The sequence below is a fragment of the Stenotrophomonas sp. BR163 genome (assembly GCF_047520985.2).
GTDB lineage: Bacteria > Pseudomonadota > Gammaproteobacteria > Xanthomonadales > Xanthomonadaceae > Stenotrophomonas > Stenotrophomonas sepilia.
Genome location: NZ_JAXBRE020000016.1, coordinates 57,529 through 78,820 on the forward strand (window position 1 = coordinate 57,529; position 21,292 = coordinate 78,820).

The 21,292-nt window shown below is 68.2% G+C and carries 16 protein-coding genes; 9 read left to right on the top strand and 7 right to left on the bottom strand.

The genetic code is table 11. The annotated features are described in order from the left end of the window. Positions 1 to 96: 96 nt before the first annotated feature. A complete protein-coding gene (locus tag ACM0PY_RS14090; protein WP_180884855.1) occupies positions 97 to 1,353 on the top strand; it encodes an MFS transporter in 1,257 nt (418 codons plus the stop codon). Between the two features lie 75 nt (positions 1,354 to 1,428). Here ACM0PY_RS14090 and ACM0PY_RS14095 read toward each other — a convergent pair whose 3' ends face one another. Further along, positions 1,429 to 2,337 carry a LysR family transcriptional regulator gene (locus ACM0PY_RS14095; RefSeq protein WP_061480259.1) on the bottom strand — a complete coding sequence of 303 codons (909 nt, stop codon included), beginning with the start codon at positions 2,335 to 2,337 and terminating at the stop codon, positions 1,429 to 1,431. Between the two features lie 315 nt (positions 2,338 to 2,652). Further along, positions 2,653 to 3,621 carry a LysR family transcriptional regulator gene (locus ACM0PY_RS14100; RefSeq protein WP_134971934.1) on the bottom strand — a complete coding sequence of 323 codons (969 nt, stop codon included), beginning with the start codon at positions 3,619 to 3,621 and terminating at the stop codon, positions 2,653 to 2,655. 110 nt (positions 3,622 to 3,731) lie between these two features. Here ACM0PY_RS14100 and aceB point away from each other — a divergent pair, with 110 nt between their 5' ends. From aceB to ACM0PY_RS14120, 4 genes are all read left to right on the top strand, one after another. Continuing rightward, positions 3,732 to 5,354 carry a malate synthase A gene (gene aceB, locus ACM0PY_RS14105; protein WP_180895501.1) on the top strand — a complete coding sequence of 541 codons (1,623 nt, stop codon included), beginning with the start codon at positions 3,732 to 3,734 and terminating at the stop codon, positions 5,352 to 5,354. Between the two features lie 64 nt (positions 5,355 to 5,418). After that, entirely contained in the window at positions 5,419 to 6,720 is a 1,302-nt protein-coding gene (aceA, locus tag ACM0PY_RS14110; protein WP_065178398.1) for an isocitrate lyase, read from the top strand. Between the two features lie 437 nt (positions 6,721 to 7,157). Continuing rightward, complete coding sequence (locus ACM0PY_RS14115) at positions 7,158 to 8,198, top strand: GGDEF domain-containing protein (RefSeq protein WP_032954692.1); 1,041 nt, start codon at positions 7,158 to 7,160, stop codon at positions 8,196 to 8,198. A gap of 13 nt (positions 8,199 to 8,211) precedes the next feature. Next, positions 8,212 to 10,704: a putative peptide modification system cyclase gene (locus ACM0PY_RS14120; RefSeq protein ID WP_235646825.1), complete on the top strand. Its 2,493-nt coding sequence runs from the start codon at positions 8,212 to 8,214 to the stop codon at positions 10,702 to 10,704. 7 nt (positions 10,705 to 10,711) lie between these two features. On the opposite strand, the gene ACM0PY_RS14125 is transcribed toward ACM0PY_RS14120, so the two are convergent. Beyond that, positions 10,712 to 11,008, bottom strand: a complete 297-nt coding sequence (locus ACM0PY_RS14125; protein ID WP_005420725.1) for an NHLP-related RiPP peptide — start codon at positions 11,006 to 11,008, stop codon at positions 10,712 to 10,714. 138 nt (positions 11,009 to 11,146) lie between these two features. On the opposite strand from ACM0PY_RS14125, the gene ACM0PY_RS14130 reads away from it, so the two are divergent. Next, the gene (locus ACM0PY_RS14130; protein ID WP_005420721.1) at positions 11,147 to 12,313 is read left to right on the top strand and encodes a putative peptide maturation dehydrogenase; all 1,167 of its coding nucleotides are present in this window, start codon (positions 11,147 to 11,149) and stop codon (positions 12,311 to 12,313) included. A gap of 19 nt (positions 12,314 to 12,332) precedes the next feature. On the opposite strand, the gene ACM0PY_RS14135 is transcribed toward ACM0PY_RS14130, so the two are convergent. From ACM0PY_RS14135 to ACM0PY_RS14145, 3 genes are read right to left on the bottom strand one after another with little or no spacing between them, the layout of a single operon-like run. Beyond that, positions 12,333 to 14,348 (bottom strand): acetyl-CoA carboxylase biotin carboxylase subunit, encoded by a 2,016-nt coding sequence (locus ACM0PY_RS14135; protein WP_414609435.1) that lies wholly within the window; start codon positions 14,346 to 14,348, stop codon positions 12,333 to 12,335. Positions 14,349 to 14,356: 8 nt separating this feature from the next. Continuing rightward, complete coding sequence (locus ACM0PY_RS14140) at positions 14,357 to 15,967, bottom strand: carboxyl transferase domain-containing protein (protein WP_134969390.1); 1,611 nt, start codon at positions 15,965 to 15,967, stop codon at positions 14,357 to 14,359. A gap of 10 nt (positions 15,968 to 15,977) precedes the next feature. Continuing rightward, positions 15,978 to 17,141, bottom strand: coding sequence for an isovaleryl-CoA dehydrogenase (locus ACM0PY_RS14145; RefSeq protein WP_005420715.1), 1,164 nt, complete (start codon positions 17,139 to 17,141; stop codon positions 15,978 to 15,980). A gap of 158 nt (positions 17,142 to 17,299) precedes the next feature. On the opposite strand from ACM0PY_RS14145, the gene ACM0PY_RS14150 reads away from it, so the two are divergent. The 3 genes from ACM0PY_RS14150 to ACM0PY_RS14160 all read left to right on the top strand — a co-directional run bounded on the left by ACM0PY_RS14150 (position 17,300) and on the right by ACM0PY_RS14160 (position 20,288). Continuing rightward, complete coding sequence (locus ACM0PY_RS14150) at positions 17,300 to 17,917, top strand: TetR/AcrR family transcriptional regulator (protein ID WP_180884847.1); 618 nt, start codon at positions 17,300 to 17,302, stop codon at positions 17,915 to 17,917. A 196-nt stretch (positions 17,918 to 18,113) separates the two neighbouring features. Beyond that, positions 18,114 to 18,632, top strand: coding sequence for a c-type cytochrome (locus tag ACM0PY_RS14155; protein WP_005407662.1), 519 nt, complete (start codon positions 18,114 to 18,116; stop codon positions 18,630 to 18,632). A 210-nt stretch (positions 18,633 to 18,842) separates the two neighbouring features. Next, on the top strand, positions 18,843 to 20,288 hold the full coding sequence (locus ACM0PY_RS14160; RefSeq protein ID WP_180884845.1) for an ExeM/NucH family extracellular endonuclease: 1,446 nt from the start codon (positions 18,843 to 18,845) through the stop codon (positions 20,286 to 20,288). A 118-nt stretch (positions 20,289 to 20,406) separates the two neighbouring features. On the opposite strand, the gene ACM0PY_RS14165 is transcribed toward ACM0PY_RS14160, so the two are convergent. After that, the gene (locus ACM0PY_RS14165; protein WP_180884843.1) at positions 20,407 to 21,264 is read right to left on the bottom strand and encodes an EamA family transporter; all 858 of its coding nucleotides are present in this window, start codon (positions 21,262 to 21,264) and stop codon (positions 20,407 to 20,409) included. Positions 21,265 to 21,292: the final 28 nt, after the last annotated feature.

The following is a 21,292-nucleotide window of genomic DNA, read 5'->3' on the forward strand; positions in this document are numbered from 1 at the left end:
ATGACCTATCAGGTTATGGATCGACTGGATAGACGGGCCTAGTCTGAGGCCCGTTCCCTCCCACGCTTGGCCGCACCCCACCGGCCCATCGATCCCATGACTGGCGAAACCGCGGCGGCCGTCGAACGCCGCCCCCCCACTGTCGATCCCAGCGCCGAGACCCGCATCCAGCAGGGCACACCGGCCTTTCGTCGCACCGCGCTGGCGCTGTTCCTGGCCGGCTTTTCCACCTTCGGTCTGCTGTACACGGTGCAGCCGCTGCTGCCTGAGTTCAGCCGTCACTTCGGCGTGTCCGCCGCCGGCAGCGCCATGTCGTTATCGCTGACCACCGGTACCCTGGCCGTAGCGATGCTGCTGGCCGGGTTGCTGTCCGATGCGGTCGGCCGCCGCCCATTGATGATCGTCGCGTTGCTGGCCTCGGCCATGCTGTCGCTGAGCTCGGCGCTGGTGGATGACTGGACCACGCTGCTGGTATTGCGCACGCTGCTCGGCCTGGCGCTGAGCGGCGTGCCGGCGGTGGCGATGACCTACCTGGTCGAGGAAATGGACAGCCGCGCGCTGGGCCTGGCGATGGGCCTGTACATCGGCGGCAACGCCATCGGTGGCATGAGCGGGCGCCTGCTGGCCGGCATCATCGCCGACCACTGGGGCTGGCGCTGGGGTATCGGCGTGGTCTCGATCATCGCGGTGGCCAGTACCGTGCTGCTGTGGCTGCAGCTGCCGCCGTCGCGCCACTTCCATCCCCGTCGTGACGGCCTGCGCCGGTTGCCGTCGCGCTGGCGCCTGCTGTTCGCCGACCCGGGCCTGCCGTGGCTGTTCGCCACCTCGTTCGTGCTGATGGGCGTGTTCGTCACCCTCTACAACTACCTGGGCTACCACCTGCTGGCGCCGCCGTACCACCTCAGCCAGACCGTGGTCGGCCTGATCTTCAGCGTCTATCTGGTGGGCACCTTCAGTTCGGCGTGGATGGGCCAGCAGGCAACGCGCTACGGGCGCGGCCGCATCCTGTCGATCTCGTTCGCGTTGATCGGCGCCGGCATCGCACTGCTGGCAATGCCGTGGCTGAGTGCGATGGCACTGGGTATCGCGCTGGTCACGTTCGGCTTCTTCGGCGGCCACTCGGTGGCCAGCAGCTGGGTTGGCAGCCGCGCCGGTACGATGCGCGCCGAAGCCTCGGCGATGTACCTGTTCGCCTACTACCTGGGATCCAGCGTGCTGGGCGGGGTCGGTGGCCTGGCCTATGCGGCCTGGGACTGGCGGGGGGTATGCGTGTTCGCTGCGGTGCTGACCCTGATCGGTGGTGGCATTGTCTGGGCGCTGCAGCAGCGCGCGCCGCAGCCGGTGACGGCGTGAACCAACGTGTACGGTAGTGCCGGCCCCTGTGGGGTTGCCGGCCAGCGGCCGGCACTACCCGGGTGGAGTGCACGCCTACCCCTCGGCGAACGCTCCGCGCAGCAGCGTGGCGAAATTGCGGATCAGCGGCGTTACCCGTTCGCGGTGCCAGGCCAGCTGCACTTCCGAATGCGCGCCAGCATCGGCCAGTGCCACGAAGCGCGATCCTTCCACGCGTATGTGATCGCATGAAGACGGCAGGATCGCCGCACCCAGGCCCGCAGCGGCCAGGCTGATCAAGGTCGATGCTTCACCGGCTTCCTGCACGATGCGCGGCGTGAAGCCCGCCGCTGCGCACAACGCGATCATGTGGTCGTGGATGCCCGCGCCGGCGCTGCGGCGGAACGCTACGAACGGCTCCTGCGCGAAGTCGCGCAGCGACAGCGTGCCCTGCTTCGACAGCCTGCGCAGGGCAGGGTGGTCGGCGTGCACGATCAGCGCCAGCGGGTCGACGAACAGGCTGTGCGCCACCAGTTCCGGCGGCAGCGCGCGCTTGCGGATGATGCCCACGTCCAGTGAACCGTCGAGCAGCGCGTCGATCTGCTGCAGCGTGTTCATCTCGCTCAGCTGCAGCCGCACCTGCGGGTACTGCTGACGGTAGCGCAGGATCGAACGCGGAATCTGCGGTGACAGTGGCGTGGCGCGAGTCAGACCGATATGCAGTTCACCCTGCTCACCACGCTGTGCACGCTGTACCTCGTCCACGGCCGTTTCCACCTGCTGCACGATGGCGCGTGCACGTTCCTGCAGCAGCTCGCCCGCAGGCGTCAGCTGCACGCGGCGATGGCTGCGCACGAACAGACGCGCGCCAATCAGTTCTTCCAGCTGGCGGATCTGCTGGCTGAGCGGCGGCTGTGACATGCCCAGCCGCTCCGCCGCCTGGCCGAAGTGCAGCGTATCGGCGACAGCGAGGAAGTAACGCAGGTGGCGCAGTTCGATGGACATGGGGCCAGTTTATTCATCGTCAGCCGGAAATGGGGTCAGAGCCCGTTGCGCAGCAACGGGATCCGACCCCGTGCCGACCAACGGTCGGCACCCACCATGGGAAGCATTTCCCACAGTTCGCAGAAAACGGTCGAAGGCGGGGTGGGTCCGGTTGCGGGGGCGTGAGCGCCATGGATGGCGCGACCGAGCCTCCATGGACGGATTTACGGCGTCCCCCGTAACCGGACCCACCCCGCCATCCCACGGAAAGCCCGCTGTCGCCGTTGCCGTTGCTTCGGCCTCTGCAGGTGCAGGGCGCAGCCCTGCCGAACACCCCTACCGCTCGGAATGCCCGCTCTGGTCGTAATCGCGCGGGCTGAACAACTCCGGCTGGATCAGCTCGATGAACGCCCGCGCCTGCGCCGACAACGCCTTGCCCCGGCGCACGATCACCCCGTAGCTGCGCTCGGGGAACCAGCGCTTCATCGATCGCGCCGCCAGCCGCTCGTGGTCGGCCTCGTTCAGGCACAGCGCCGGCACGATGGAAATGCCCATGCCCATCGCCACGTACTGCTTGATCACTTCCCAGCCGCCCACCTCCAGCGCCACGGTGTAGGCGATGCGGTGGCGCTGGAACACCTGGTCCACCAGCCGGTAGGTGATCTGCCGCTTCGGCGGCAGCACCAGTGGATAGCGCGCGATGTCGGCCAGCTCCAGCTCGCCGCCCTTGGCCAGCGGATGATCGTGCGGTGCGATCAGCACCTGCTCGAAGCGGTAGGCCGGGGCGTAGGTCAGGTCGGCCGGCACATCGGTCATCGAACCTATCGCCAGGTCGGCGGCATCCTCGCGCAGCAGGTCGGTGCCGTCGGCGCTGATCGCGTTGTGCAGGGTCAGGCGCACGTCCGGATGGTGCAGGCGGAAGCGTTCGACGATCTTCGGCAGCAGGTACAGGATGGTCGAACTGTTGGCGGCGATGTTGAGCTCGCCCGCGTCCAGGCCGCGCACCTTGTCGCGGAAGCGCGCCTCCAGCCCGTCCAGATTCTCCACCAGCGGCTGTGCCATCTCGTACAGCAGCTGGCCCTCGCGGCTGGGCACCAGGCGCCGCCCGCTGCGCTCGAACAATGGCACCCCCAGCTCCCGTTCCAACGCCTGCAACTGCAGGCTGATGGCCGGCTGGCTGACGAAAAGCGCCTCAGCCGCCCGTGAGACCGAGCCCAGGCGCACGGTCTGGCAGAACGCGCGCAGCGGCTTCAGCCGGTCGGATTTGTAGGAAAAACGCGGACTTGGCGGGGAGCGTGTGCTCATCGTGTAACGAGTATTAGCATAATTTATGTAAAACATTGCAAAAACTGTTTTGCCAAATACTGAGGCCGGGCGGCACCGTGGAGACGTTCCCCCACCGCTGGAGTCGCCCCATGTCCGCCCTCGCTTCCGCCGTTCCCACCCCCGCCACCAAGGCCACCCCCGGCATCGCCCTGGCGACCCGCGTGGCCGGCCAGGACACCGTGCTGCCGGCGCCGCTGCTGGCCCTGCTGGTGTCGCTGCACCGCGCGGTGGAACCGGGCCGGCAGGCGAGGCTGCAGGCCCGCCGTGAACGCCAGGCGTTCTTCGACCAGGGCGGCCTGCCGGACTTCCGTGAAGACACCACTGCGATCCGCAGCGGCGACTGGCGCGTTGCGCCGCTGCCGGCCGCGCTGCAGGACCGCCGCGTCGAGATCACCGGCCCGACCGACCCGAAGATGGTCATCAACGCGCTGAACTCCGGCGCCAAGGTGTTCATGGCCGACTTCGAGGATTCGACCTCGCCGACCTGGCGCAACCTGCTGGCCGGGCAGCAGTCGCTGGCTGCGGCGGTGCGCGGCGATCTGGAATACACCGCCCCAAATGGCAAGCACTACACGCTGCGCCCGTACGACGAACAGGCGGTGCTGATCGTGCGTCCGCGTGGCTGGCACCTGGACGAGAAGCACGTACGCGTCGACGGCCAGTTCCTCGCCGGTGGCCTGTTCGACGCAGCGGTGTTCGCCTTCCACAACGCCCGCTCCCTGCAGGCCAAGGATCGTGGCCCGTACTTCTACCTGCCCAAGCTGCAGAGCATGGAAGAGGCGGCGCTGTGGGAAACCGCGCTGTCGCACATCGAAGGGATGCTCGGCCTGCCGCACGGCCAGATCAAGGTGACCGTGCTGATCGAAACGCTGCCGGCGGTGTTCGAGATGGACGAGATCCTGCACGCGCTGCGTGATCGCATCGTCGGCCTGAACTGCGGGCGCTGGGACTACATCTTCTCGTACCTGAAGACCTTCCGCCGCCACGCCGACCGCGTGCTGCCCGAACGCGGCCAGGTGACCATGACCCAGCCGTTCCTGAAGGCCTATTCGGAACTGCTGATCCAGACCTGCCACCGCCGCGGTGCGCATGCGATGGGCGGCATGGCCGCGCAGATTCCGATCAACAACGATGCCGCCGCCAACGAACAGGCCATGGCCCGCGTTCGCGCCGACAAGCTGCGTGAAGTCAGCGCCGGCCACGACGGCACCTGGGTCGCGCATCCGGCGCTGATTCCGGTGGCGATGGCGATCTTCGACGAACACATGCCCGGTGCGAACCAGCACAGCGTGCTGCGCCAGGACGTGCGCGTCGGCCGCGATGAACTGATCGCGCGGCCGCCGGGCACCATCACCCGCGCCGGCTTCGAAGGCAACGTGGAAGTCTGCGTGCGTTACTTGGCGGCGTGGCTGGATGGCAACGGCTGTGTGCCGATCCATCACCTGATGGAGGACGCGGCCACCGCCGAGATCAGCCGCAGCCAGTTGTGGCAGTGGCTGCATACGCCGGGCCAGCAGCTGGACGATGGCACCGCGATCGACATGGCCCTGCTGGATTCCACCCTGTCGCAGCTGCCGGCACGGCTGGGCGATACCGCCGCGCTGCCCGGTGGCGCGCGCATCAGCGAGGCCATCGCCCTGCTCGGCGAACTGAGCCGCAGCGAAGAACTGACCGATTTCCTGACCCTGCCGGCCTACGCGCGCATCGATTGACTGCCGCGCGCTTCTACCGCCGTTTCCCTCCCCGCTGCACGCACGAACCGAACTGGAGAAAGACATGAGCAAGCTGCCCACTGCCGAACAGATCCAGCACGACTGGGATACCAACCCGCGTTGGGAAGGCATCCAGCGCAACTACAGCGCCACCGACGTGGTGCGCCTGCGCGGCACCGTCCACATCGAGCATTCGCTGGCCCGCCTGGGTGCCGAGAAGCTGTGGGCGTCGCTGCACGAGCGCGAGTTCGTCAACGCGCTGGGTGCACTGACCGGCAATCAGGCCATGCAGCAGGTCAAGGCCGGCCTGAAGGCGATCTACCTGTCCGGTTGGCAGGTGGCGGCCGACGCCAACCTGGCCGGCCAGATGTATCCGGACCAGTCGCTGTACCCGGCAGATTCGGTGCCGGCGGTGGTCAAGCGCATCAACAACACGCTGCTGCGCGCCGACCAGCTGCACCACGCCGAAGGCAAGGATGACATCGACTTCCTGCAGCCGATCGTGGCCGATGCTGAGGCCGGCTTCGGCGGCGTACTCAACGCCTTTGAACTGATGAAGGCGATGATCGAGGCCGGCGCCGCCGGCGTGCACTTCGAGGACCAGCTGGCCTCGGTCAAGAAGTGCGGGCACATGGGCGGCAAGGTGCTGGTGCCGACCCGCGAGGCGATCGAGAAGCTCAACGCCGCACGCCTGGCCGCCGACGTGATGGGCGTGCCGACCCTGCTGGTCGCGCGCACCGATGCCGAAGCTGCGGATCTGCTGACCAGTGACATCGACGGCAACGACAAGCCGTTCACCACCGGTGAGCGCACCGTCGAAGGTTTCTACAAGACCCGCAACGGCCTGGACCAGGCGATCAGCCGCGGCCTGGCCTATGCACCCTATGCCGACCTGGTGTGGTGCGAGACCGGCAAGCCGGACCTGGAGTTTGCACGCAAATTCGCCGAGGCGATCCACGCGAAGTTCCCGGGCAAGCTGCTGGCCTACAACTGCTCGCCCAGCTTCAACTGGAAGAAGAACCTGGACGACGCCACCATTGCCAAGTTCCAGCGCGAACTGGGCAGCTACGGCTACAAGTTCCAGTTCATCACCCTGGCCGGGTTCCATGCGTTGAACTACGGCATGTTCAATCTGGCCCACGGCTACGCGCGCCGCCAGATGAGTGCGTTCGTGGAACTGCAGGAAGCCGAGTTCGAAGCGGCCGAGCGCGGTTTCACTGCGGTCAAGCACCAGCGTGAGGTCGGTACCGGCTATTTCGATGCGGTGACCCAGGCGATCCAGCAGGGCCAGTCGTCGACCACCGCGCTGACCGGATCGACCGAGGAAGAGCAGTTCCACGGCGGGCGCAGCGAACGCGCGGCGTGATCCGGTGCGCGGCGTGATCCGGTAGTGCCGGCCGCTGGCCGGCAATCACAGGATGCTCCGGGCGCTGCGTGGCAGCCGGCCAGCGGCCGGCTCTACCGGGGCCTGGAAATCCGATCAGGGTGGCCAGGGAAGGGCCAGGCAACGCCGGCCGGTCGGGGGACCTGCCGGCGTTGTTGTATCGATGCAAGGGGGGCAGCCAGCGGGCAGCGTCAATCAGGCGCACCCCGGGTTCCGGCAACTTGGCCGAAACCCTGTGAAACCCGGCATCGAATTGATCCAGCAGGGGTTTTGCCCGGGCACCCGTGACCAGAACGGGCCACCACCGATCTTCACATCAATCAAGATCGGCAGAACGGTCAAAATGAGATAGGGCGCACACTTTAAAGCGGTGCTATGCTCCGCGGCTCACCAGGGGACGCTGGCGGCGGGTGCAGGGAATGACCGGCAGGGGTGCGGCCGAGAACAGTGATGTGACGACAGGTATCGCCCGGGTGGCGATGGCCGAGATCGTGCACGCGCTGTTGTCAGATGCCGAGGTGGCATTGTTTGCCAGATTCGCCCGCGCATGCAAGCTCCGTGCCGGACAGTGGCTGTTCCAGCGTGGCCACCGCGGCGAGCGCATGTATGTGATCCTCGAAGGCCAGATCGAACTGGACTTCGGCGAGGACCTGGTGATCAAGACACTCGGGCAGCATGAGTTCTTCGGAGAACTGGGCCTGCTGGTCGGCGACCACCTGCGCAGCGCCAGCGCGCGCGCGCTGGTCGACTGCGATGTGCTGGAACTGGGGCCGGCTGATTTCCACCGGCTGGTCGAATCCGATCCGGGCCTGGTGGCCTACTTCCTGCGCCGCACGATCATGCGCGTGCTGGCCAACGAACAGGCCCTGATCAGCCAGTTGCGCCGGCGCAACCACGATCTGGAAACCGCGCTGGACAACCTCTACATCACCACCCACCAGCTGACCCACACCCGCGAGCTGGTGCGTACCGATGAACTGACCGGTCTGCACAACCGCCGTGGCCTCACCCTGTACCTGCAGGAGTGCCGCGAGCGTGCCGAGGGGCCGCCGCAGGCGCTGCTGCTGATCGATTGCGACCGTTTCAAGCAGATCAACGACCGCCACGGCCACCAGGCCGGCGACCGCGTGCTGCAGAGCATGGGCAACATCCTGCGCTCGATGGCTGGCGAACAGGACCTGGCCTGCCGGCTTGGCGGTGATGAGTTCTGCCTGATGCTGCGCCGTGGCAACCGCGAGATCGTGCAGCACGCTGCCGAGTTCATCCTCAGCGCGGTGCACGGCCTGCTCGAGCGCAGCCATGGCACGCCGCATGTAAGCCTGGTCAGCATCGGAGCCAGCCTGCTGGATGCCGACGCGGACTGGAGCGAGTGGTATGCCAGCGCCGATCGGGCGCTGTACCGGGCCAAGCGTGATGGCGGCAACTGCCTGCGCTGGGTGGATGATCCGGACGGCCAATAGGGAGATGCAGGCGATGAATGGCGACAACGGAACGTCAGCCCCGCATAGCCCACAGCTACGCGCCCTGCTGTTCACTGATCTGTGTGATTCGCTGCAGCTGGTCGAGCGGATCGGCGACGTGGCGGCGGCGAGCCTGTTCCAGGAACACGACCGCCTGGTGCTGGTGCTGCAGCACCGCTGGAATGGCCAGCTGATCGATCGTTCGGACGGCCTGTTCATGCTGTTCGAGCGCGCCACCGATGCCCTGGGCTTCGCCCTGGACTACCAGCGCGAACTGCATGCGCTGGGCCAGCAGCGTGCGATTGAACTGCGCGCGCGTGCCGGCCTGCATGTGGGTGACGTGCTGACCTGGGAAAACAGTGCAGAGGCGGTCCGCGCCGGCGCCAAGTCGATGGAAGTGGAAGGCTTGGCCAAGCCGATGGCGGCGCGCCTGATGATGCTGGCGCGGCCCGGCCAGATCCTGTTGTCGGCGGTAGCCGAATCGCTGACCCGCCGTGCCACCGATGCGTTGGGCGAGCGCGGCACGCGCCTGTTGTGGAAGTCGCACGGGCGCTGGCGCTTCAAGGGCGTGCCGGTGGTACAGGAAGTGATCGAAGTGGGCGAGATCGGCTCCGCACCGCTGCGCATGCCGCGTGCCAATGCCAAGGCCCGCCGCGACCTGCCGTTGTGGCGGCAGCCGCTGGTGCTGGCCGCCGAAGGCCTGGTGCTGGCGGTGGCGGTGCTGGGCGGCTGGCTGCTGCTGCGGCCGGAACCGGCGATCGCGTTCGCCGAGCGCGACTGGGTGGTGCTCGGTGATGTCGACAATCTCACCGGCGACCCGATCTTCGACGACTCGATGCGGCACGCGATCCGGATCGCGCTGGAGCAGTCGCGCTACGTGAACGTGCTGTCGGAGGGCAAGATCCGCGAAAGCCTGGAAATGGCGCGGCTCTCGGGCGATACCCGGCTCAGCCGCGATACCGCAGCCAACGTGGCGGTGCGGGAAGGCGCGCGCGCCGTGCTGCTGCCGACGGTGCGGCAGAAGGTCGGTGGCTACGAGCTGGCCATCGATGTCGCCGCACCCGGCAGCGGCCAGGTGATCCAGACGTTCACCGCCACCGTGGATCGATCCGACCAGATGGTGTTCGCGGTGGACGACGTGGTCGGGCGCCTGCGTCGCGGACTGGGCGAATCGGTGGCGAGCCTGGAACAGTCGTTGCCGCTGCCGCGGGCATCGACCCAGGACCTGCGCGCACTGCGTGCATTCGCACTGGCAGAAAGTGCACTGGGCCAGCGGCGCTTCGAGGAGGCGCGCAACCTGTACCAGGCGGCGATCGATATCGATCCCGGTTTCGCACTGGCCTACATGGGCGTGGCCAAACTGCATGCGCGCGTCGAGGAAGGGCGGCGTGCACGCGAAGCCATGCAGCATGCGCTGGACCTGCAGGATCGGCTGCCGCCACGCGAGCGGCTGTACCTGAAGGCCTGGATGGCCGAGCTGGAGCCGGGTGGCTGGGCGCTGGAGCAATGGCGCACGCTGGCCAAGGTCTATCCGGATTCGTTCGCGGGGCTGTCCAACACCTCCTGGTACCTGCTGCAGGCCAACCAGTTCAGCGAGGCGGAACCCTATGCGCGTGCGGCCGCAGTACCGCAGGATCCGCTGCGGCTGTATCCGCTGGTCCACCTGGTGCGGATACAGATCGCTGCCAACCAACCGCAGCTCGCTGCCGAAACGCTGGCCCAGGCGCAGGTCCTGCGCGGCCGTGATGACGCCGATGAGACCGGTGTGGATGTGCTGGTGGCCCAGGGGCAGTACGCCAAGGCAGCGAAGCTGTTACCGCAGATCCATGCCAGCGATGCCCTGCAGCAGCGGATGAAGCTGCGTGCGCAGTTGTTGCTGGCGGCCGCGCAGCGCGATTGCGCGGCCATGCAGCAGGCGATACGCGAAGATGCAGCGGCGCCGACGCTGATCGATCTTCAGGTGCAGCAGCGCCTGCAGCACGCCAGCGTGGCGGCGCTGTGCCCGAGCGCTGACCGTGCCGGGCTGCAGGCCATTGCGGCGCTGCTGCAGCCGACGCTGCAGGAGCGTGATGATCCCATGCTGCATGCCCGTGGCCTGCAGTGGCTGGCACTGGTCCACCTGGCGCAGCGGCAGGGCCAGTTCGAACTGGCCAGGCGTTGGCTGGACGAGCAGCGGCCCCTGCTGCGCAGCCTGCGCAGTCCGGTCGCGGACCGCTGGCTACGCATCGTCAGCGCCATGGATGAGCTGCAGATGCAGCGCCCCGAGGCTGCCCGCGCCCTGATCGAGCCGATGCTGGATGGCAGCGAGCCGGTGCAGGCGCGCGTCGTGCTGCTGCTCGCGCTGCGTGCGCAGGGCGATGAAGCCGCCGTGCGCCGCCAGCAGGCCTGGCTGGCCCAGCATCGCGGCCAGGCCATTGCCGAGGTCACCGCCCTGCAGGTGTGGCAACCGCTGAACGTGTATGACGTCTCCACGTGGGCTACGCCGGCCACGGCCGGCGCGCCCTGATGGCGGGTCAGCCGTCGATGCGCTCGCCGACCTTGCCGGCTTCGAAGCAGAACACCACGGTCATGGCCGCCACCGACCCGGACAGGTGGGCCTGCAGCCCGTCACGCACTTGGCTCAGCTCCTCGACCGAGGCCAGGGTGCCGATCTTCATGCAGTCGTTCTCGCCAACGGCACCGTCCAGCCCGATCGAGGCCAGCGCCTTGGCTGGCGACGCGGTGAAGTGGCTGCGGAAGTCGTCATTGCCGATCAGGTGGTCAAGCAGGAGGCTGGCGTCTGCGGCGGAAAGGCGGGGATGGGTGCTCATGGGGATCGTCCGTAAGTGGAGTTTCTCGTATCGGCCGCGACAGCCTGCCATTGAGGGCCGCGCTGTGCACATCGCTAAAGTTGGCCGCGCCGCGGTCGTTGCTGCTATGCCGGTTGTGCGGCAGAAGGAAGGAAACCGATGCGCCTGCGCCGCTGCGCCAGCCTGATGTTCGAGCCCCGCGAGGCGGTCACCCTGGACCTGCGCGCGATGCTGGCCGGCCACGCCGAGATGGACAGCCAGATCAGCTGGGTGGCGCTGGCCGCGCATCTGGACCAGCCACTGCCGGTGGACGCCGAGGAGCGCCAGCTGCTGGGCGAGCTCAGCGCGCACCGCTGGAGCGAACCGCCCGCCGATGCTTCCCCGGCGATGCTGGCCCGCCTGGTCGAGCAGGGCCTGCTGCTGACCGACCCGCCGAGCGAGGTGGGGCACCAGCTGCGCGACGAGGCGCTGCGGCGCAGCCAGTGGTGGCCGCTGGCTGCACTGGCCCATCGCCATGCACGCTGGCAGGCCGTGGACAGCGTGGAGGACATGCGCCGGCAGGGGTTGGACACCGCTGCCGGCCTGCGCCAGCGCCTCGGGCCGCCGCCGCCGGTGGTGCAGCCCATGCAGGGCGACTACCAGCCGCTGCCGCGCAGCGAAGAGGCCGCGTTCGACGCACTGCTGGCGCGCCGCACCACCTGCCGCAATTTCGACCCGCAGCGCGCGCTGCCGCTGCCGTTGCTGGCCCAGGTGCTGCAGCGCACGCTGATGGCGCACGCGGTGCAGAAGGTCGAGCGCGATACCGAGTTCCTGAAGAAGAACGTGCCTTCCGGTGGCGGCCTGCATCCCACCGAAGGCTTCCTGCTGGTGCAGAACGTGGAAGGACTGGCACCGGGCCTGTACCACTACCACCCGGTGCAGCACGCCGTGCTGCCGCTGCCCTCGCCACCGCCGCAGGCACTGCCGGCGCTGGCGCGGCGGATGCTGTCCGGGCAGGCGTGGTTCGCCGATGCGCCGGCGCTGCTGGTGCTGGCGCCGCGCTATGACCGCTGCTTCTGGAAGTACCGCAACCACGCCAAGGCGCATCGTGCGGTGACGCTGGACGTCGGCCACATCTCGCAGCTGCTGTACCTGTGCGCGACCGAGCGCGGCCTGGCCGCCTTCGTCACCGCAGCCATCAACGATGCCGATGTCGATCGTGCCTTCGGCTTCGATGGCATCGGCCAGAGCGCGATGGCCATCTGCGGCCTGGGCTGGCGCAGTGCCACACTGGACACGGCAGAATTCGATCCCGCTGGTCGGGTGACGGCGGGCGACGACCGCTGAGCGACCGTCGCCCCGGCGTTCACGCCGCTTCGAAGTCCACCAGCACCGCGCCGTCGTTGACCTGGTCACCGGCCTTGGCGCGGTAGCCCTTCACCGTGCCGTCGGCCGGCGCCTGCAGGGTGTGCTCCATCTTCATCGCTTCCAGCACCACCAGCGGCGTGCCGCGCTTGACCTCGGTACCGGCGGCGACCAGCGTGGCCACGATCTTCCCGGGCATCGGTGCCAGCAGGCTGCCGGCATCGGCCACGGCGTGGTCCGATTCGCTCACCGGATCATGCAGGGTGAAACGGTGCTGGCCGTCGGTGCCGAACAGGTACAGCTGGTCACCGTCGCGCAGCAGCTGCAGTGTCCAGCGGCGCCCACCCAGCTGCACCGCCAGCCCCCGCACATCGGCGGTGCCGATCACCTGCACGGGTGCCGCGTCATCGCACTGCACGCGCCAGCCATCGGCCTGCGCCCACACCTTCAGCGAGTGCCGGCATTCGCCCTGCTGCAGCGGCAGCACGCGCGGCGCGGGCGCGCCAAGGCGCCAGCCGTCCTGCGCCTGCCACGGCGAATGCGGGTCGCGCGCATCGCTGGCTGCACCTGCAGTAGTGGCCACGGCGGCCACCGCCGCTAGCAGCCACAGCGCATCATCGCTGTCACCCACCCGGCCCAATGCGGCCTGCTCGCGCTCGATCAGCGCGGTATCCAGCTTGGCATGGGTAAACGAATCGGTGTTCACCAGGCGGCGCAGGAAACCGGCATTGGTGGTCACGCCCACCACCTGGCAGTCGGCCAGGGCCTGGCTCATGCGGCGCAGCGCGGCGTCGCGGTCCACGTCCCAGACGATCAGCTTGGCAATCATGGGATCGTAGTACGGCGTGATGCTGTCGCCTTCCTCGACACCGGTATCCACGCGCACATGAGTCGACGGCGCCGGCAGGCGCAGGCGGCGCAGGAGGCCGGTGGACGGCAGGAAACCACGGTCGGCGTCTTCGGCATACAGCCGCGCCTCGATGGCGTGGCCGTGGATCGCCAGCTGCTCCTGGCGCAGCGGCAGCGGCTGGCCCGAGGCTACGCGCAGCTGCCACTCCACCAGGTCGGTGCCGGTGATGTACTCGGTCACCGGGTGCTCGACCTGCAGGCGGGTGTTCATCTCCATGAAGTAGAAATCGCCGTCCGGGCCGGCGATGAATTCCACCGTGCCGGCACCGACGTAGCCCACCGCGCGCGCGGCATCGACCGCGGCCTTGCCCATCGCAGCACGACGTTCGGGGCTCATGCCCGGGGCGGGCGCTTCTTCCAGCACCTTCTGGTGGCGGCGCTGCACCGAGCAATCGCGCTCGAACAGGTAGACCGCCTCACCGTGGCTGTCGCCGAACACCTGGATCTCGATATGGCGCGGGCGCTCGACGTACTTCTCGACCAGCACATGGTCGTTGCCGAATGCCGAGGCGGCCTCGCGCTGGCAGCTGGCCAGTGCATCGACGAAGTCCTCGCTGCGTTCGACCATGCGCATGCCCTTGCCACCGCCACCGGCGCTGGCCTTGATCAGTACCGGGTAGCCGATGGCATCGGCCTGCGCGCGCAGGAACGTCGGCTCCTGCTGGTCGCCGTGGTAGCCCGGCGTCAGTGGCACACCGGCCTTGGCCATCAACGCCTTGGCCGCGCTCTTGTCACCCATCGCGCGGATCGCGCTGGCCGGCGGCCCGATGAAGGTGACGCCGGCGGCGGCGCAGGCATCGGCGAAGTCGGCATTCTCGGACAGGAAGCCGTAACCGGGGTGGATCGCCTGCGCGCCGGTCAGGCGTGCGGCGTCGAGCAGGGCGTCGCCGCGCAGGTAGCTCTCACGCGCGGCGGCCGGGCCGATGTGGATGGCCTCGTCGGCCAGGCGTACGTGGCGTGCGTTGCGGTCGGCATCGGAATATACCGCCACGGTGGCGATGCCGAGGCGGCGGCAGGTGGCGATGACGCGGCAGGCGATTTCCCCGCGGTTGGCGATCAGGACTTTGGTGAACATGGCAACGGGCTTCATGGGAGCGTGCTCGGTCATGGCACGGGTTACATGCGGAACACGCCGAAGCGCGTCTGCTGCGGGGCGGCGTTGAGGCTGGCCGACAGCGCCAGGGCCAGTACCCGGCGGGTGTCGGCCGGATCGATCACGCCGTCGTCCCACAGGCGCGCGCTGGCGTAGTACGGGTGGCCCTGCTGCTCGAACTGGTCGCGGATCGGCGCCTTGAACGCGTCTTCCTCCGCTGCCGGCCACTGGCCGCCCTTGGCCTCGATGCCATCGCGCTTGACCGTGGCCAGCACGCTGGCGGCCTGTTCGCCACCCATCACGCCGATGCGCGCGTTCGGCCACATCCACAGGAAGTTCGGCGAGTATGCACGGCCGCACATGCCGTAGTTGCCGGCACCGAACGAGCCACCGATCACCACGGTGAACTTGGGTACCTTGGCGCAGGCCACTGCCATCACCAGCTTGGCCCCGTCCTTGGCGATACCACCCTGTTCGTACTTTCGACCGACCATGAAACCGGTGATGTTCTGCAGGAACACCAGCGGGATGTTGCGCTGGGTGCATAGCTCGATGAAGTGCGCACCCTTCAGCGCCGACTCGGAGAACAGGATGCCGTTGTTGGCGATGATGCCGATCGGGTAGCCGTTCAGATGGGCGAAGCCGGTGACCAGCGTTGCGCCGTAGCGCGGCTTGAATTCGTCGAAGCGTGAGCCATCGACCAGCCGCGCGATCACTTCGCGTACGTCGTAGGGCTTGCGCGTATCGGCCGGGATCACCCCGTACAGTTCGTGTGCCGGCAGCAGCGGTTCCTCGGACGCCTGCACCGCCATCGCCGGTTCCGGCTTGCGCCAGTTGAGCTGGGCGATGATCGCGCGCACCCGTGCCAGCGCCTGCAGATCGTTGTCGGCCATGTGGTCAGCCACGCCGGAGATGCGCGTGTGCACATCGGCGCCGCCGAGTTCCTCGGCCGTCACCACTTCGCCGGTGGCCGCCTTCACCAGCGGCGGGCCGCCGAGGAAGATCGTGCCCTGCTCGCGCACGATCACCGTCTCGTCGCTCATCGCTGGCACATAGGCACCACCAGCGGTGCAGCTGCCCATCACGCAGGCGATCTGCGGAATGCCCTGCGCCGACAGGTTGGCCTGGTTGTAGAAGATGCGGCCGAAATGGTCACGGTCGGGAAAGACTTCGTCCTGCAGTGGCAGGAACGCACCACCGGAATCGACCAGGTAGATGCACGGCAGGTGGTTCTGCTCGGCGATCTCCTGCGCGCGCAGGTGCTTCTTCACCGTCATCGGGTAGTAGGTGCCGCCCTTGACCGTGGCATCGTTGGCCACGATCACGCATTCCACGCCACTGACGCGGCCGATGCCGGCCACTACGCCAGCGGCCGGCACGGCGTCTTCGTACATGCCGTGCGCGGCCAGCGGCGCGATTTCCAGGAAGGCGCTGCCGGGGTCGAGCAGCGCGTCGATGCGGTCACGCACCAGCAGCTTGCCGCGCGCGGTGTGCTTGGCGCGTGCGGCTTCGCTGCCACCCAGCGCGGTGCGGGCGAGGGTGGCATGCAGGTCGTCGACCACGGCCTGCATGGCCGCGCGGTTGCTTTCAAACGTTTCGCTGCCCGGTTGCAGCTGGGTGCTCAATACGGTCATCGCAGTGGCCTTACAGGGTGCGCTGGAACAGTTCGCGGCCGATCAGCATGCGGCGGATCTCGGACGTGCCGGCGCCGATCTCATACAGCTTGGCATCGCGCCACAAGCGGCCGGTCGGGTATTCGTTGATGTAGCCGTTGCCGCCCAGGATCTGGATCGCCTGGCCGGTCAGCCAGGTGGCCTTCTCGGCGGCGTACAGGATGGCACCGGCGGCGTCCTGGCGGGTGGTGCGGCCCTGGTCGCAGGCACGTGCCACGGCATAGACATACGCGCGGCAGGCACCCAGGCCCACGTACATGTCGGCGATCTTGGCCTGGATCAGCTGGAAGCTGCCGATCGGCTCGCCGAACTGGTGGCGCTCGTGCACGTACGGCATCACCACGTCCATCGCCGCAGCCATCAGGCCCAGCGGGCCACCGGACAGCACCACGCGCTCGTAGTCCAGGCCGGACATCAGCACGCGCACGCCACCGCCAACCTGGCCCAGCACGTTCTCTTCAGGAATCTCGCAATCCTGGAACACCAGCTCGCAGGTGGGCGAAGAACGCATGCCCAGCTTGTCCAGCTTCTGCGCGGTGGAGAAGCCCTTCATGCCCTTCTCGACCAGGAACGCGGTGATGCCCTTGGCACCGGCGTCCATGTCGGTCTTGGCGTAGACCACCAGCACGTCGGCGTCCGGGCCGTTGGTGATCCACATCTTGTTGCCGTTGAGCACGTAGCGGTCGCCGCGCTTGTCCGCACGCAGCTTCATCGACACCACGTCCGAACCGGCGCCCGGTTCGCTCATCGCCAGCGCGCCCACCTTGGCGCCGCTGCACAGGTCGGGCAGGAAGCGCTGCTTCTGTTCCTCGTTGCCGTTCTTGCGCAGCTGGTTCACGCACAGATTGGAATGCGCGCCATAGGACAGGCCGATGCCGCCGGACGCGCGCGAGATCTCTTCCATCGCCACCACGTGGGCCAGGTAACCCATGCCGGTGCCGCCGTATGCTTCTTCCACGGTGAGGCCCAGCAGCCCCTGTTCGCCCAGCTTCGGCCACAGCGCCAGCGGGAACTGGTTGCTGGCATCGGCCTCGGCGGCCAGCGGAGCGACCTCGGCGGCGGCAAAATGGGCCACGCTCTGGCGCAGCAGGTCGATGTCTTCGCCAAGATCGAAGTTCAGGGATGGCACGTGCATTGTGGTGGCTCCACGGCGGGATGGCAGGAATGGACGCACCCGGCGGGGGAGTGGGGGGCGGTCTGCAGGACCGCCACCCACACGGGCGATGGCCCCAGCGTAGCGGGGTTCGGGTAAGAAGTGAATACGAATTCAAAAATTGAAACTAGAATCAGAACATGGCTTATAAACGCTCTGCATTGATGGAAGAACGCCTGGCGGGCGCCCGAGAACGGATCCTGCTGGCCACCCGCGCGCTGGTCGCCACTGGCGGCTGGCGCAATGCCCCGGTGACTGCGGTGGCAACCCAGGCGGGGGTGTCCACCGGCCTGATCTACCGGCATTTCCCGTCCAAGGCAGAGCTGTTCGTGGAAGTCCTCAATGCCGCCGTGGCCCACGAGGTCGCGATCATGGAGCGGATCGCCAGTGGCCCGGAGGCGGCCAGCGAGCGGCTGCGGCTGGCGATCACTGCCTTCGTCCGCCGTGCCCTGGCCGGGCCGGGGCTCGCGCACGCCTTCATCGTCGAACCGGTCGACCCGGATGTGGAAGCCGAGCGCATGCGCGGTCGTCGCGCCTTCGGCGACGTGTTCCTGCGGCTGGTGGAGGAGGGCGTGGCGGCCGGTGAGCTGCCTGCGCAGGACGCGCATGTGGCCGCCGCCTGCCTGGTGGGTGCCTTCACCGAAGCGATGGTCGGCCCGACCGCACCCAGCCGCGCAGCGCACCGCGACGAAGACGCGCTGGTGGATGCGATCTGCAGCTTCTGCCTGCGCGCGATCGGCGCCCCGGCAATCCGGTAGCGCCGGTCGCTGGCTGGCTTCTGTTGCTGGGGTCAGATCCCTTTTGCGGCGCAAAAGGGACCTGACCCCAGCCCCCGGCATGCTGCGCCGCATCAGCAGTGACGCCTGTTGTCGCACGCAAAGTGCGTTCTATACTCGGCCCATCACGCAGTCGCTCAGCCGTGGTCCAACGACTATCAGCCAGGGGTAACGAAGAGTGCGGAATTACGATCTGGAGTTCCTGAAACGCTTCTCCATGGTGATCGCGCTGCTGGCGACCATCACCCTCGGCCTCATCCTCCTTGCTGCCTACATCCACACCCGGATTCCGCCCGAGGTGTCGCCGACCGCGGCCAAACGCACCGAACAGCGCATCTCGCCGACCGGTGCAGTCTATGCCGGCAGCACCGGCGCCGCCGCGCAGGCTGCCGCCAAGGCCGCCGCGCTGGCCAAGGCCGCGTCGCAGGTGGCCTACGGCGGCACCAAGGATGGCAAGGTGATCTTCGACAACCTGTGCACCGCCTGCCACACCACCGGCGTGGGCATGGCACCGACGCTGGACCATTCGCACTGGGACAAGCGCATCGCGCAGGGCAAGGACACGCTCTACAAGCACGCCATCGAGGGCTATACCGGCCCCGACGGCGGCATCATGCCGCCCAAGGGCGGCAACCCGGCCCTGACCGAGGAGCAGATCCACGCCACCGTGGACTGGATGCTGGGCAACCTGAAGTAACCGCCGCAACGCGCCGCTTCCTGTAGAGCCGAGCCCACGCTCGGCTGCTCTGCGCACGGTGTGGCCAGGCGCAGCCGAGCGTGGGCTCGGCTCTACCACCTACCAAGCTTTGCCCACCGAGGCCTGATCGCTCATATGCCCCCGCTGCGCAGGCGGCGTTTCGCATTTCAGGGTTAGTCTGTGCGCCCTCTTCCAAGGAATCGCCCGTCGATGCGCCGCCGTTCCCTCGCCCTTGCCCTGTCCCTGCTGCTGCCGGCCAGCGCCTTTGCCCAGGCCCAGCCGCAGGTCGCGCCGGTCGCGGCGCCCGCCGCCGCGCGCAGCAGCGCCACCGTGGTGCTGACCGCCGCGCCGGCCGACTGGCGCGCGCTGGATGGCCAGCGGGTGCGCATCGCCGCACCGCTGACCCTGGCCGGTACCGACGGCCTGGAGCGCTTCGGCCAGCTCACCGTAGCCTTCGATGGTCGCCTCTGGCAGCCGACCGAAGTGGCCGCGCCGGGCACCGCCGGCTACGAGCAGGTGATGGCCGACAACCAGCGCCGCCGCCTGGTGCTGGAAGATGGCAGTGATGCCCGAGACCCCGCCAGCGTGGCGTACCTGCCGGGCAGCCCGGTGCTGCGCACCGGCATGCAGCTGCGCGACGTGCAGGGCATCGTGCGCATGGACGCGCAGGGCCATCCGCGCCTGCAGGTCGAAGGTGTGCTGAAACTGCCGGAACTGAAGCGCCCGGCGGTGCCGACGGTGCCGGGCAGCCTGCACGTGGCGGCCTTCAACCTGGAGAACTTCTTCAACGGTGACGGCCAGGGCGGCGGCTTCCCGACCCTGCGCGGCGCCCGCACGCTGGACGAGCACAAGGCGCAGGTGGCCAAGCTGGTCGCCACGGTCAACGCGCTGGGCGCCGACGTCGCCGCGCTGATGGAGCTGGAGAACGACGGCTACGGCCCGCAGTCGGCCATCGCCGAACTGGTCGATGCGCTCAACCGTGACCGCGGTGCGCAGGGCGACTGGCGCTTCGTCGATGCCGGCAACGGCCCCGGCGACAACCCGATCCGGGTCGGCATCATCTACCGCAGCTCACGCCTGCAGCCGGTCGGCACGCCGGCCACGTTGACCGGCGGCCCGTTCGTCGAGCACAGCCGCGTGCCACTGGCGCAGGCCTTCCAGGGCAAGCAGGGCGCGCCGTTCGTTGTGGTGGCCAATCACTTCAAGTCGAAGGGCTGCCGCGACGCAAGCGGCGCCGACGCCGATCGCAACGACAACCAGGGCTGCTGGAACGCCACCCGCGTGGCCTCGGCGCAGCAGCTGCATGCCTGGCTGCAGACGGATCCGACCGGTACCGGTACAAAGGACGCGGTACTGCTCGGCGATTTCAATGCCTACGCGATGGAAGATCCGATCCGCACCCTGCACGACCTGGGCTGGCAGGACGCGTTCAAGGTCGCCAAGGCCGAGCATCCCTACAGCTACGTCTACAACGGCTACACCGGCCGCCTCGACCACGCGCTGCTGAGCCCGGGCATGGCCAGGCGCCTGCGCGGCGCCGCCGAATGGCACAGCAACGCCGACGAGCAGGACGCCAGCGGTTACCAGGGCCGCAACGTGCAGGGCCCGTGGCGCAGCTCCGACCACGACCCGCTGCTGCTGGGTTTCGACAAATAACCCTCAACGCCGGGGTCGGAGCCCATTCCGTGGGAATGGGATCCGACCCCGGGGCAATGGTCGCGTCAGGGGTCGGATCCCATTCCCACGGAATGGGATCTGACCCCGATGCACATGCTCACCCCCAGGCGATCAAGCCGATCGCCAGCACCGCCAGCGCCAAACCGGCACGGTTCCACTTCGTGGTGGCCTCGCCGAAGGCGAACACGCCCACCAGTGCACCCAGCACCACCACGCCGATGTTCATGCCGGCGAACACGGTGGCCGGGTTGTCCGGCATCGACTGGTGCGCATGCACATAGAACAGGATGTTGCTGCCATTGAGCAGGCCCAGCAGCGCACCCGCGCCGAGGTTGCGCCAGGCCAGCTGGCTGCGGCCACTGACATGCCGCCACAGCTGCAGGGCCAGCATCAGCACGAAGGCCACGCTGAAGCTGGCCAGCACCGCCGCCATCGACGGCGTGCCCGACAGCGCCACCTGCTTGAGCAGCACGTCCACCACCGCAAACCCACCCCATACGCCCAGCAGCCAGCCCCAGCCGCCGGGCGAGGACGCCACCGCCGGGCCGCGCGGGCGCAGGCTGATCGCCACCATGGCGACCAGGCCCAGCGCCAGGCCGACCAGCTTCCACGGCGTCGCGCTCTGGCCGAAGAACAGGAAGGCGGCAGCCAGTGACAGCAGTAGCGACAGGCGCTGCGCCACATCGCTGCGCACGATGCCGGCCACCGCCACTGCGCGGCCCAGCACCAGGAAGATCGAGGGCAGCACCACCGCCAGCGCCAGCAATGACAGCCACGGCGCATGCGGCGCGCGCAGCGCATCCAGCGGCGGCTGCAGCACCACCGCGGTGAGCGTTGCCGCCACCAGATAGTTCCAGGTGACCATCTGCGCAACATCCAGTTGGCGGCGTCCGGCCACCTTCAACAACACCGAGACCAGCACGCTGCAGATCACGGCCAAAGACAGGTAGAGCATGGGGCGGGCACAGGGCAGGGGCGGGGGA

What these genes read in the sequence shown, in the direction of transcription:
- ACM0PY_RS14120 (WP_235646825.1), top strand. Translation starts at nt 8,212, where the DNA reads ATGAATGGCGACAACGGAACGTCAGCCCCGCATAGCCCACAGCTACGC.
- ACM0PY_RS14150 (WP_180884847.1), top strand. Translation starts at nt 17,300, where the DNA reads ATGGCTTATAAACGCTCTGCATTGATGGAAGAACGCCTGGCGGGCGCC.
- aceB (WP_180895501.1), top strand. Translation starts at nt 3,732, where the DNA reads ATGTCCGCCCTCGCTTCCGCCGTTCCCACCCCCGCCACCAAGGCCACC.
- ACM0PY_RS14115 (WP_032954692.1), top strand. Translation starts at nt 7,158, where the DNA reads ATGACCGGCAGGGGTGCGGCCGAGAACAGTGATGTGACGACAGGTATC.
- ACM0PY_RS14125 (WP_005420725.1), bottom strand. Translation starts at nt 11,008, where the DNA reads ATGAGCACCCATCCCCGCCTTTCCGCCGCAGACGCCAGCCTCCTGCTT.
- ACM0PY_RS14140 (WP_134969390.1), bottom strand. Translation starts at nt 15,967, where the DNA reads ATGACCGTATTGAGCACCCAGCTGCAACCGGGCAGCGAAACGTTTGAA.
- ACM0PY_RS14100 (WP_134971934.1), bottom strand. Translation starts at nt 3,621, where the DNA reads ATGAGCACACGCTCCCCGCCAAGTCCGCGTTTTTCCTACAAATCCGAC.
- ACM0PY_RS14130 (WP_005420721.1), top strand. Translation starts at nt 11,147, where the DNA reads ATGCGCCTGCGCCGCTGCGCCAGCCTGATGTTCGAGCCCCGCGAGGCG.
- ACM0PY_RS14160 (WP_180884845.1), top strand. Translation starts at nt 18,843, where the DNA reads ATGCGCCGCCGTTCCCTCGCCCTTGCCCTGTCCCTGCTGCTGCCGGCC.
- ACM0PY_RS14135 (WP_414609435.1), bottom strand. Translation starts at nt 14,348, where the DNA reads ATGACCGAGCACGCTCCCATGAAGCCCGTTGCCATGTTCACCAAAGTC.
- ACM0PY_RS14145 (WP_005420715.1), bottom strand. Translation starts at nt 17,141, where the DNA reads ATGCACGTGCCATCCCTGAACTTCGATCTTGGCGAAGACATCGACCTG.
- ACM0PY_RS14095 (WP_061480259.1), bottom strand. Translation starts at nt 2,337, where the DNA reads ATGTCCATCGAACTGCGCCACCTGCGTTACTTCCTCGCTGTCGCCGAT.
- aceA (WP_065178398.1), top strand. Translation starts at nt 5,419, where the DNA reads ATGAGCAAGCTGCCCACTGCCGAACAGATCCAGCACGACTGGGATACC.
- ACM0PY_RS14090 (WP_180884855.1), top strand. Translation starts at nt 97, where the DNA reads ATGACTGGCGAAACCGCGGCGGCCGTCGAACGCCGCCCCCCCACTGTC.
- ACM0PY_RS14165 (WP_180884843.1), bottom strand. Translation starts at nt 21,264, where the DNA reads ATGCTCTACCTGTCTTTGGCCGTGATCTGCAGCGTGCTGGTCTCGGTG.